Raw genomic sequence first — 11245 nt, 5'->3', positions numbered from 1 at the left:
CACACCGCAACCGGGGGAGTCCGGGTCAGATGAGCCACGCAGCCGCGTTCGGAGGAAGCTGCCCCTCGACGAGCGGCGCGCTGCTGAGCAGCACCTCGCCGGGCGGCAGCGAGATCGGCGCCTCCGTGGCGTTCAGGGCGCAGATCAGACCGCCGCGCCTGCGGAAGGCGAAGCAGCCCTCGGGACTGCCGTACCAGTCGACTCCGGGGCCGGAGAACTCCGGGCGGAACGAGCGCAGTTCGAGTGCCGCCCGGTACAGCGAGAGCGTCGACGTGACGTCCTCGAGCTGCGCCTCGACGGTCAGTCCGGCCCACTCGGCCGGCATCGGCAGCCAGGGCTCGCCGGTGCTGAACCCGAACGGCGGTTCGGTGCCCTCCCACGGAACCGGCACCCGGCATCCGTCGCGACCGCGTTCGGTGTGATCGGACCGTTCCCACACCGGGTCCTGCAACGCCGAATCGGGCAGGTCGACATTGGGCAGGCCGAGTTCCGAGCCGTTGTACAGGAACGCCGCACCCGGCAGCGCCAGCTCGACGAGGATCATGGCCCGGGCGCGTGCGGTGCCGATCTCGCCGCCTCCGTACCGCGTGACCTCCCGTTCGACGTCGTGGTTCGACAGTGTCCAGGTGGGGGTTCCGCCGACCTGGTCGACGGCGGTCAGGGAGTTCTCGATCGCCTCCCGGACCGTCTCCGCCGAGAACTCGGCCTCCGCCAGCCGGAAGTTGAACCCGAGGTGCAGCTCGTCGGGCCGGATGTACTCGCCGAAGCGTTCGTTGTCGCGGACCCAGATCTCCCCGACGGCCACCGTGCCCGGGTACTCGTCGAGGACCTTCCGGATGCCGCGGTGGATGTCGTGGACCGCGGGGTTGTCGAACCGCGGGTCGTCGTCCGAGTTCTGCAGCAGTTCGTGGCGGACCAGTCGTGGTCCGGCAGACCTTCCGGCTTCGCCATGCCGTGCGCGACGTCGATGCGGAATCCGTCGACGCCCCGGTCGAGCCAGAACCGCAGCGTCTTCGTGAGATCCTCGACGACCTCCGGGTTGTCCCAGTTCAGGTCGGGCTGTTCCGCCGCGAAGATGTGCAGGTACCACTGGCCGGGCGTGCCGTCGGCCTCGGTGATCCGGGTCCACGCCGGACCGCCGAAGATGCTCGGCCAGTTGTTCGGAGGCTCCGCGCCGTTCTCGCCGCGGCCGTCGCGGAAGATGTACCGGTTCCGTTCCGGACTGCCCGGCGGCGACGCCACGGCGGCGCGGAACCATGCGTGCTCGACGCTGGTGTGGTTGGGCACCAGGTCCATCGTCACCTTGATCTGGCGCGCGTGCGCCGCCTCGATCAGGGCGTCCATGACCTCCAGGTCGCCGAACAGCGGGTCGATGTCGCGGGGATCGGACACGTCGTAGCCGTGATCGGCCATGGGGGAACGCATGACCGGGCTCAGCCAGAGGGCGTCGACACCGAGCAGTTCGAGGTAGCCGAGTTTGTCCCGCACTCCGCGGAGATCGCCGACGCCGTCACCGTTCGCGTCGGCGAACGAGCGGGGATAGATCTGGTAGAAGACCGCGTCTGACCACCAGGGTGCCGGCTGTGTGTCGTCGGCGGACGTTTCGGCGGGAGTGCTCACAATCGCCCATCGTGCCAAACGATCGTCCCCGCCACGACTCGACAGGCGCAATCGGCGCGCGGCGGTTTCAGAAGGCGGAGTTCACCATCGACGCCGCGGCCATGTCCATGTACTCCCGGAGCGCCTTGCGGTGCGCGTCGTCGAGGGTCCCGGAATCGATCGACGCGATGGCCGTGTGCATGCACCGCAGCCACGCGTCGCGCTCGATCGGGCCGATCTTGAACGGGTGGTGACGCATCCGCAGTCGCGGGTGGCCGCGTTCGTCCGAATAGGTGTGCGGTCCGCCCCAGTACTGCTCGAGGAACATCCGCATCCGGCGCTCGGCCGGACCCAGATCTTCCTCGGGGTAGAGGGGCCGGACGATGTCGTCCTTGGCGACTTCCTCGTAGAAGCGCGCGGTGAGCTTGCGGAACGTCTCCGCTCCGCCCACCGCCTCGTAGAAGGTCTGCTGCACGTCAGTCATGGCGTCTTCCATTGTGCACGTGCGGGCGGGAACCGTCTTCGTCACCGTCTGTTCATCGAATGTCCTGCATTTTTGTCGGAAATGGGCGTGCGCACGCAGGCAATTCATGGTGCACTTGGTGGCAATCTCCCGGAGGTCGCATGAAGAATCGACACAGCGCCCGCGCGCACCGACAACTCGTGCCCACTGATGCCCGGAGTGCCGGGGTTTCAGGGGCGTTTGCTTTACAAGTGATCACCGAAGGCTCCGCGCACAGCGCCGAGCCTTCTTTCCCGGGCGAGAATGCGGTACCGCTCTGGATCAAGCGCCGGGTGCTTCTCCTGAACGTCACCTACGAGCCGCTCACCGCCCTTCCTGCGCGCCGTGCCGTGGTGTTGATGACCTGCGGTAAGGCCGACACCGTCCATGAGGATCCCCAGGCCCCGGTCGTCCACTCCGAACAGTGGTCCGTTCAGGTGCCGTCCGTGATCCGCCTTCGCAACTACGTCCGCGTCCCGTATCGCGCGCGCGTTCCGATGACCCGCGCGGCCCTCATGCACCGCGACCGGTTCCGCTGCGCCTACTGCGGGTCCAAGGCCGAGACGGTCGATCACGTGGTGCCCCGCAGTCGTGGCGGCGAGCATTCGTGGGAGAACTGCGTGGCCTGCTGCGCGCCTTGCAACCACCGCAAGGCGGACAAGTTGCTGAGCGAACTCGGCTGGACGCTCCGGGCCTCTCTGGTGCCGCCGTCGGGCCCGCACTGGCGACTGCTGGCGTCGACGAAGGACCTGCACCCGTCGTGGATGCCCTACCTCGGTGAAGGCGCCGCCTGAGCGTTCCGCGCGACGGCTCCGCGAAGTTCGGCCCTGACGCTTCCCTTCGCACGGTTCTGGGCTACCGTTTGCGTTGTGAGCATTCTCGAGACAGTGCTGATATTCGTAGGAATTCCGGCGTTGATCACCGCCTTCTTCGCGGCGATGTCGTTCGTCGGCAAGAAGACGCCGGGCCCCGTGCCGCCCGCGTTCCACCTCGGCGAGGAGTGGACGCATGCGCCGGTGCTGTGGAGCGCCGTCGACGAGGTGACCACGCACGGTCATCACGGCGGGCACCACGGCGCGCACGCCGGTTCGGACGACCTGATTGGAGGCTCGGCAAGTGGCAAGTGGTGACCTGATCCCCGCGACCGTATCCGCGGACAATCTGCCCGTCGGCAGCGTCGTGACCGCCAGCGGTCGCATCTCGGGCGTGCACCGCGTCGGTGAGCCCTTCACCGACGACCTGCCGTTCACGACGGACGAACTGGTCCGCCTCGACGATGCCCTGACCGAAGGCACCCGCACGACGAAGGTGCGCTTCAACGCGTACGTCGGCGACCTCGGCGAAAACACCGCCGCCGGCGCCGATGCGCTCTTCCCGACGACTCCCGAGGCGGAACGGTCCGTCCTCATCGCGGTCTCGCCCAACCAGCGGACGGTCGAGATCCGCAGCGGCCGGGCCGTGGCCGACCGGGTCACCGACCGGGTCGCCCAGCTCGGGGCGACGGCAGCGGTGTCGTCGTTCGGCGACGGAGACCTCATCGACGGTCTCGTCAGCGCCATTCGCGTGATGAGCGCGGCGATCGCCTCGCCGTAGATCCGCACAGATCGGCGTTCGCACGGCCCGTCACCGTTCAGTCCCGCTGAACTGTGACGGGCCGTCGGTGTCTCGGCGGCCGAGGGGCCGAACCGTCCTCGACTTCTGTCGGTGGTCGATGCGAACATATGTTCGTGTCCGATTCGCCGCGCCCAAGCATCTCGAGTGGCGCCGAGGCGACCATCCTGCACGCCGACCTCGACGCGTTCTACGCCTCGGTGGAGCAACGGGACGACCCCGCACTGCGGGGTCGTCCCGTGATCGTCGGCGGTGGTGTCGTGCTGGCCGCGAGCTACGAGGCGAAGGCGTACGGGGTGCGCACGGCCAGTAGCGGCGCCCAGGCGTTGCGGCTGTGCCCGCACGCCGTCGTGGTGCGCCCGCGGATGTCGGCGTACGCCGCCGCGAGCAGGGCGGTGTTCGAGGTCTTCGAGCACACGACACCGCTGGTCGAGGGTCTGTCGATCGACGAGGCGTTCCTCGACGTCGCGGGGCTGCGCAAGATCGCGGGCACACCGGTCGACATCGCGGCACGACTGCGGCGCGACGTGCGCGAGCAGGTAGGTCTGCCGATCACCGTCGGCGTCGCGCGAACGAAATTCCTCGCCAAGGTCGCCAGCGCGGTGGGCAAGCCCGACGGACTGCTGCACGTGCCGCCGGACCGCGAGATCGAATTCCTGCACCCGCTGCCGGTCGAACGGCTGTGGGGAGTCGGGGCGGTGACGTCGCGCAAGCTCCGCGACGCGGGGATCGCCACCGTCGGCCGGCTGGCCCACTATCCGGAAGAGTTGCTCGTGTCCATCGTCGGACCGGCGGCGGGCCACCACCTCCACGCGCTCGCCTGGGCGCGCGATCCCCGTCCCGTGCAGGTCGGGCGCAGGCGGAGATCCGTCGGCGCCCAGCACGCCCTGGGGCGCAGACCCACGTCGCGGGAGGACGTGGACGCCGCGCTGGTGACGCTGGTCGACCGGGTGGCGGGCCGGCTGCGCCGCGGCAAGCGGGTGGGGCGCACGGTGGTGCTGCGGCTGCGGTTCGACGACTTCACCCGGGTCACCCGGTCGCACACCCTGGCGCAGCCGTCGGCGCAGACGCAGACGATCCTCACCACGGCCCGGGGACTGCTCGGCAACGCGATGCCGATGATCGAGAGCAAGGGCATCACCCTCGTCGGCGTCGCGGTGGCCAACCTCGAGGACGACTGCCCGCAACAGCTGGCGCTGCCGTTCGATCCGTACACGCGCAGCACGCTCGACACCACGCTCGACAGCCTCCGCGACCGGTTCGGCTCCTCGGCGGTCACCCGCGCGGTCCTGCTGGGCCGGGATCAGGGGGTGAGCGTGCCGATCCTGCCGGACTAGGCCGGCAGGATCGGCCCCCGATCAGCTCGCGTCGAACTTCCGGGCCGCGAGCGAACGGACGATTCCGGCGCGGCCCTCGACCACCAGGCGGCGCAACGCCGGCGGACGGTCGCCGGCCAGGAACTCGTCGGCTGCCGCCACGGACGCCTCGCTGATCGACCACGACGGGTACAGCCCCACCACGACGGTCTGTGCGACTTCGCTCGAACGCCGCTCCCACACCGCGGGAATGTCCGCGAAGTAGCGGGCGACGTACGGCTCGAGGATGTCGGACTGGCCGTGACCGGCGAACGCGCCGATGATCGAGCGGGCGGTGATGTTCGGCACCGAGTCGTCGCCGACCACCCGGTTCCAGGCCTGTTCCTTCACCGCGGCCTGCGGGCGGACGGTGGCCGCCGCGGCGGCGTTGCGGGCGCCTGCCGCGGTCGGGTCGCGTTCGGCTTCGGCGTCGATGAACGGCGTCTCGATGCCGTCGGCGTCGATCTCGCCGGCCCCCGCGAGGGCGGTGACGAGACGCCAGCGCAGATCCGTGTCGACGACGAGCCCCGGCAGCCCGACCGTGTCCGGTGCGGCGTCCAGCAATTCCTGCAGGACCTCGGTGTGCCACGGCGACAGCTGCGCGCCCGCCAGCGCGTTGACGAACGCCAGCTGGTGATCCGAACCGGCCTCGGCTTCCCGCGCCAGTTCGAGCAAGCGGTTCGCGAAGTCGGGCCAGCCGTGTTCCCTGGACCACCCGGGTTCGGCGTAGCTGTGCAGCGCGGTCTGGGCCTGCATCAGCAGTCGCTGGACCACGCCGACCTCGGTTTCGGCGCCGATGCCGCGCTGCACGAGGGCGACGAAGTCCCGCGCCTTGAGTTCGGCCTGCCGCGTCATCTCCCACGCCGCCGACCACACCAGGGTGCGGGGGAGCGGCTCCTCGATGTCGCCGATCCGCTCGATGGCGGTGGCCAGCGAGTCGGGGTCGAGCCGCAGCGAGCAGTACGTGAGGTCGTCGTCGTTGACGAGGATCAGCTGACCGCGTTCGACTCCGACGAGTTCGGTGACGTCGGTGCGTTCGGTGGCGTCGACGTCGAGTTCCACCCGCTTCGTGCGGACGAGTTTGCCGTCCCGGTCGTCGTACACGCCGACCGCGATGCGATGCACCCGGTGCTCACCGGCACCCGGTGCGGCGCCGGACTGCAGAACGGCGAACCGGGTGAACGTGCCGTCCGCGTCGACGTCGAACTCGGGACGCAGGATGTTGAGCCCGGTCGTCTTGAGCCACTGGGTGCCCCAGTCGGACAGATCGCGGCCCGAGGACTTCTCGAGCGCGCCGAGGAGGTCGTCGAACGTGGCGTTGTCGAAAGCGTGATGGCGGAAGTAGTCCCGCAGACCGGACAGGAAGGGGTCGAGCCCGACGTACGCGACGAGTTGCTTGAGGACGGACGCGCCCTTCGCGTACGTGATGCCGTCGAAGTTCACCTCGACGGCGGCGAGGTCCGGGATGTCGGCGGCGATGGGGTGGGTGGACGGCAGCTGATCCTGCCGGTAGGCCCAGGACTTCTCGACGTTGGCGAACGTGGTCCAGGCGTTGGTGTATTCGGTGGCCTCGCTCTGGCACAGCACGGAGGCGAATGTCGCGAAGGACTCGTTGAGCCACAGGTCGTCCCACCAGCGCATGGTGACGAGGTCGCCGAACCACATGTGCGCCATCTCGTGCAGCACGGTCTCGGCGCGCCGCTCGTACGACGCCCGCGTCACCTTGGACCGGAACACGTAGTCCTCGAGGAACGTCACGGCGCCCGCGTTCTCCATTGCGCCCGCGTTGAATTCGGGGACGAACAGCTGGTCGTACTTCCCGAACGCGTAGGGGGTGCCGAAGTTGCGGTGGTAGAAGTCGAAGCCCTGCTTGGTTTCCGTGAACAGGCGCTCGGCGTCCATGTGCTGCCCGAGGGAGGCGCGGCAGTAGATCGCGAGGGGGATGTCGCCGTGCTCGTCGGAGTAGTTGTCGGTCCACTCCGCGTACGGCCCCGCGATCAGTGCGACGAGGTAGGTGCTCATCTTCGGCGTGGTGCGGAAGATGTGCCTGCCTGGTTCGGCCGCCACCGTCTCGACGGTCGCGGAGTTGGAGATCACCTTCCAATCGGCGGGGGACGTGACGTGCACGTCGAATGTCGCCTTCAGATCGGGCTGGTCGAAGCAGGCGAACATGCGCTTGGCGTCGGCCGTCTCGAACTGCGAGTACAGGTAGACGGCGTCGTCGGTCGGGTCCACGAAGCGGTGCAGACCTTCACCGGTGTGCGAGTACGCGCAGTCCGCCTCGACCACCAGTTCGTTGCGTTCGGCGAGCCCGGTGAGCGTGATGCCGGTGGACTCGTCGTAATCCGACACGTCGACGGGGGAGCCGTTCAGCGTGGCCGAATGCACACGCGCAGCGACGATGTCGACGAACGTGGACGCGCCGGGGGTGGCCCCGAACGTGACGGTGGTCCGCGAGGAGAACGTCTCGACTCCGGGTTGACCTGTCCCGTCGGTGAGGTCGAGTTCGATCAGGTAGTTGTCGACGGTCAGCAGCCCGGCTCGTTCGGCTGCCTGTTCGCGGGTCAGGTTCGGTGGGGCCACAGAGGTCTCCTCGTGATCGGCGGCGGTGCTCGTACTCGATGCTGCCATCCCATCACGAGTGGGCCCGGGGCGTTAACCGGACAGGTCGGTCAACGGCACCGCGGGGTCGGCCAGCCGGTCGGGATCGACCGGGGCGGACGAGGACACCAGTTGCTTGATCTGATCGGTGGCGTCCCAGATGTTGACGTTCATGCCGGCGAGGACGTGGTTGTCCGCGTCGAGCCAGAACGCGAGGAACTCGCGTCCGGGAAGGTTGCCGCGCACCACGACCCGCTCGTACCCGTCGGACGGCGCGTACCCGGTGTACTCCATGCCCAGGTCGAACTGGTCGGTGAAGAAGTACGGCAGCCGCGTGTATTCGGCCTTCTGTCCGAGCATGGTCGCGGCGGCGACTGCCGGCTGGTTGAGGGCGTTCGCCCAGTGCTCGACCCGGATCCGGGTGCCGAGTTGCGGATGCAGTTGTGCCGCGATGTCGCCGACCGCGACGACGTCGGGGTCGCTGGTCTGCAATCCGGCATCGACGAGAACTCCGCCGTCGACGTCGAGTCCGGCCCGTTCCGCGATCTCGACGTTGGGGGCGGCGCCGACGGCGACGAGGACGGCGTCGGCGGGCAGGACCGTCCCGTCGCCGAGCCGCACACCGGTGGCCTTGCCGTCCTCGACGACGATCTGCTCGACCGTGGCACCGAGGTGCAGCTGAACACCGTGCTCGCGGTGCAGTTCCGCGAACACCGTGCCCATCTCGGGGCCGAGCGAGCCGAGGAGCGGAAGTTCGGCGGCTTCCACCACCGTCACGTCGGCGCCCTTCTCCCGCGCGGACGCTCCCACTTCGAGACCGATCCAGCCGGCGCCGATCACCACGAGCCGCCCGCCGCCGTCGACCGCGGCGATCAACCGGTCGGATTCGTCGACGGTGCGCAGGTAGTGGACGCCCTCGGCGTCGGAACCGGGTATCGGTGGGCGGCGTGAGCGCGAACCCGTCGCCAGCGCGAGCTTGTCGTATCCGAGCGTGGACCCGTCCGGCAGCGTCACCGTGTGGGCGGCGAGGTCGAGGGCGGTGGCGGTGGTGCCGTACCGCAGGTCCACGTGATGGTCGCGGTACCAGTCGCCGTGGTGGACGGTGAAGTCGCCGAGAGCCTTCTTTCCGGCGAAATGTTCCTTCGAGAGCGGAGGGCGCTCGTAGGGAAGGTGTTCCTCCTCCGAGAGGAGAATGATCGCTCCGTCGAAATCCTTGTCACGCAATGCTTCTGCCGTTTTCGCTCCGGCGAGGCCGCCGCCGACGACGACGAACGTGCGGGTGGAGGACATGTGGGGATGCTCCCTTCCGGTCGACCACTGTCGACCCTACTGCCGTCGGCGGGGTCTCCGGGAAGGATTCCCGGCAGCGAGGTGTTGACTGGACGGGAATGTGTACATCACCGAGAAGGAGCATCACGTGAGTGCTGGGACGAACGCCGGGACCACCAAGGACGTCGCTGATTTCTGGTTCGACCCCCTCTGCCCGTGGTGCTGGATCACGTCGCGATGGATCCTCGAGGCCACACAGGTGCGGGACCTGGAGGCGAACTTCCACGTGATGAGCCTGGCCGTGCTCAACGAGGGCCGGGATCTGCCGGACGAGTACCGCGAGTTGATGACCAAGGCCTGGGGGCCGGTGCGGGTGCTGATCGCGGCCGCGCAGAAGCACGGCGACGAGATCCTGCTGCCCCTGTACACCGCGATGGGCACCCTCATCCACAACGAGGGCAACAAGGACCTGGGCGACGTGATCGTCAAGTCGCTCGCCGACGTGGGGCTGCCTGCCGAACTGGCCGAGGCCGCCGAATCCGACGAGTACGACGCCGCGCTGCGGGAGAGCCACGCCGCGGGCATGGACGCCGTCGGACCGGACGTCGGAACCCCGACCATCCACGTCAACGGTGTCGCCTTCTTCGGCCCGGTGCTGTCGCGGATTCCGCGCGGGGAGGACGCGGGCAAGGTGTGGGACGGCGCGGTCGCGCTCGCCGGCTACCCGCACTTCTTCGAGCTCAAGCGCACCCGCACCGAGGACCCCCAGTTCGACTGAGTCGCGTCCCGGTCACCGAGTGACGGGCCCGGCCGGATCGCCCGCGTACTGCAGTTGCAGCGGATCGCGGTAGATCTGGCCGGGTTTGACGAACAGGTGGCCGTGCCGGGTCCGGTTCCGCAGGGCGGCGGCGCGCCAGGTCAGTACCGGATGTCCCGACAACAGATTCACGAACCACGGGAAGAACCCGCGTTCGGTGGTGGCCCGGTCGGCGAGTTCGTCGAATCCGACGACGCTCACCAGATACTTGCCCGCGCCGAGCACACCCATCGCGCCGCGGGCGCCCTGCGGCCGGACGCAGAAGCCGTGATTGTCGGCGGTGTATTCCATGGATCGGAACAGGGCGGACCCGACGACGGGAATGTAGTTGGCGGCGAACTGGCCCAGTTGCCGCCAGTACGACGCGTGACCGGCGGCGATGTGGCCGACCTCGTGGCCGATGATGAACGCGAGGGCGTCGGGCTCGCGGGCCTGGCCGCCGATCTCGAACAGATCGCTGTACACGACCACGAAGCGGCGGAAGCCGTGCCCGGACGCGAACGCGTTGATCCGGCCGTTCCCGAGAACGACGTACGCGTCGGGCGGCTCGGCCATCCCGAACCGTGCGGCCGCTTCCGCCACCATCCGGTGGCCGTCGGGGAACTGGGTGGGCGTCATCTTGATCCCGTTCACCTGTTGCGAGCCGTACAACTGGCCGCGGCCGACGGCGATGAGGATCGGCGCGACAAGCACGATGAGCACCCAGGTGGACACCACTCCGAGGAACAGCGCCGCGATCGCCGCGACGTAGGCGACGACGGTGAGCACGACTGCGGCCACGAGCAGCGGGATCTCCCACGAGTGCCGGGCGGGCCTGTCGTTCGGCATGAGACCCGGCAGCGGGACCGGGGGATTCCATCCCGTCCCGCCGCCCCACTGCTGCTGCACGGGGGCCTGCCGAGGCCCCGGGTACGCCTGTCCCCAGTTCTGTCCGTTGTCGGGATACATGCTGATCACGATAAGCGGCCCGGGGCCCCGGCACGATTCGCGAGGACGCCTGACAGAATCACCAGTCATGCGCGTATACCTGGGTGCCGACCATGCCGGATTCGAACGTAAGAACGAGATCATCGAACATCTGAAGGCCGCGGGCCACGAGACCGTCGACTGCGGCGCTCACGTCTACGACGCCCTCGACGACTACCCCGCCTTCTGCATCGAGACGGCCCGTCGTGTCGTCGCCGACGAGGGCAGTCTCGGCATCGTGCTGGGCGGCAGCGGCAACGGCGAGCAGATCGCGGCGAACAAGGTGAAGGGTGCGCGTTGCGCCCTCGCGTGGAGCGTCGAGACCGCGCAGCTGGCCCGCCAGCACAACAACGCCCAGCTGATCGGGCTCGGCGGGCGCATGCACTCCCTCGAGGAGTCCCTCGCGATCGTGGACGCGTTCCTCGCCGCCGAGTGGTCGAACGAGGAACGTCACCAGCGCCGTATCGACATCCTGTCCGAGTTCGAGAAGACCGGCGTCGCCCCGGCCCTGCCCGAGGCCTGATC

At 68.8% G+C, this 11245-nt stretch carries 10 protein-coding genes and 1 pseudogene; 6 read left to right on the top strand and 5 right to left on the bottom strand.

All coding sequences use genetic code 11. The features are described 5' to 3' along the window. Positions 1-25 precede the first annotated feature (25 nt). Both ACFU5V_RS34540 and ACFU5V_RS34535 read right to left on the bottom strand, forming a co-directional pair. Positions 26-1620, bottom strand: a pseudogene (locus tag ACFU5V_RS34540) (glycoside hydrolase family 13 protein). 67 nt (positions 1621-1687) lie between these two features. Beyond that, complete coding sequence (locus ACFU5V_RS34535; protein ID WP_043824253.1) at positions 1688-2083, bottom strand: globin; 396 nt, start codon at positions 2081-2083, stop codon at positions 1688-1690. Between the two features lie 140 nt (positions 2084-2223). Here ACFU5V_RS34535 and ACFU5V_RS34530 point away from each other — a divergent pair, with 140 nt between their 5' ends. The 4 genes from ACFU5V_RS34530 (at position 2224) to dinB (ending at position 5049) form a co-directional block, all read left to right on the top strand. After that, positions 2224-2895, top strand: a complete 672-nt coding sequence (locus ACFU5V_RS34530; protein WP_167372212.1) for an HNH endonuclease — start codon at positions 2224-2226, stop codon at positions 2893-2895. 75 nt (positions 2896-2970) lie between these two features. Further along, positions 2971-3231, top strand: coding sequence for a hypothetical protein (locus tag ACFU5V_RS34525; protein WP_378440805.1), 261 nt, complete (start codon positions 2971-2973; stop codon positions 3229-3231). Then, on the top strand, positions 3218-3694 hold the full coding sequence (locus tag ACFU5V_RS34520; protein WP_378440803.1) for a DUF5130 domain-containing protein: 477 nt from the start codon (positions 3218-3220) through the stop codon (positions 3692-3694). The genes ACFU5V_RS34525 and ACFU5V_RS34520 overlap by 14 nt, the downstream gene beginning before the upstream one ends. 128 nt (positions 3695-3822) lie before the next feature. Beyond that, positions 3823-5049, top strand: coding sequence for a DNA polymerase IV (dinB, locus tag ACFU5V_RS34515; RefSeq protein WP_378704795.1), 1227 nt, complete (start codon positions 3823-3825; stop codon positions 5047-5049). Between the two features lie 21 nt (positions 5050-5070). Here dinB and pepN read toward each other — a convergent pair whose 3' ends face one another. Together pepN and ACFU5V_RS34505 are read right to left on the bottom strand one after the other, a co-directional pair. Continuing rightward, the gene (pepN, locus tag ACFU5V_RS34510) at positions 5071-7650 is read right to left on the bottom strand and encodes an aminopeptidase N (protein ID WP_378704792.1); all 2580 of its coding nucleotides are present in this window, start codon (positions 7648-7650) and stop codon (positions 5071-5073) included. 72 nt (positions 7651-7722) lie between these two features. Further along, positions 7723-8958 carry an NAD(P)/FAD-dependent oxidoreductase gene (locus ACFU5V_RS34505; RefSeq protein WP_378441124.1) on the bottom strand — a complete coding sequence of 412 codons (1236 nt, stop codon included), beginning with the start codon at positions 8956-8958 and terminating at the stop codon, positions 7723-7725. A gap of 100 nt (positions 8959-9058) precedes the next feature. On the opposite strand from ACFU5V_RS34505, the gene ACFU5V_RS34500 reads away from it, so the two are divergent. Then, positions 9059-9715, top strand: coding sequence for a DsbA family protein (locus ACFU5V_RS34500; RefSeq protein WP_378441122.1), 657 nt, complete (start codon positions 9059-9061; stop codon positions 9713-9715). Between the two features lie 12 nt (positions 9716-9727). On the opposite strand, the gene ACFU5V_RS34495 is transcribed toward ACFU5V_RS34500, so the two are convergent. Next, positions 9728-10702, bottom strand: a complete 975-nt coding sequence (locus tag ACFU5V_RS34495; RefSeq protein ID WP_378441120.1) for a M48 family metallopeptidase — start codon at positions 10700-10702, stop codon at positions 9728-9730. 67 nt (positions 10703-10769) lie between these two features. On the opposite strand from ACFU5V_RS34495, the gene ACFU5V_RS34490 reads away from it, so the two are divergent. After that, the gene (locus ACFU5V_RS34490; RefSeq protein ID WP_005248193.1) at positions 10770-11243 is read left to right on the top strand and encodes a ribose-5-phosphate isomerase; all 474 of its coding nucleotides are present in this window, start codon (positions 10770-10772) and stop codon (positions 11241-11243) included. Positions 11244-11245: the final 2 nt, after the last annotated feature.

It is taken from the genome of Rhodococcus sp. NPDC057529 (assembly GCF_042802055.1).
In the GTDB taxonomy this organism is placed as follows: Bacteria; Actinomycetota; Actinomycetes; order Mycobacteriales; family Mycobacteriaceae; genus Rhodococcus_F.
The sequence above is the reverse complement of the archived record's forward strand: the minus strand, read 5'-3'. Positions and strand labels throughout refer to the sequence as shown.

Excerpts from the sequence above, each read along its gene's own strand:
- ACFU5V_RS34490 (WP_005248193.1), top strand. The coding sequence starts at position 10,770 with ATGCGCGTATACCTGGGTGCCGACCATGCCGGATTCGAACGTAAGAAC.
- ACFU5V_RS34535 (WP_043824253.1), bottom strand. The coding sequence starts at position 2,083 with ATGACTGACGTGCAGCAGACCTTCTACGAGGCGGTGGGCGGAGCGGAG.
- ACFU5V_RS34530 (WP_167372212.1), top strand. The coding sequence starts at position 2,224 with ATGAAGAATCGACACAGCGCCCGCGCGCACCGACAACTCGTGCCCACT.
- dinB (WP_378704795.1), top strand. The coding sequence starts at position 3,823 with ATGTTCGTGTCCGATTCGCCGCGCCCAAGCATCTCGAGTGGCGCCGAG.
- ACFU5V_RS34505 (WP_378441124.1), bottom strand. The coding sequence starts at position 8,958 with ATGTCCTCCACCCGCACGTTCGTCGTCGTCGGCGGCGGCCTCGCCGGA.
- ACFU5V_RS34495 (WP_378441120.1), bottom strand. The coding sequence starts at position 10,702 with ATGTATCCCGACAACGGACAGAACTGGGGACAGGCGTACCCGGGGCCT.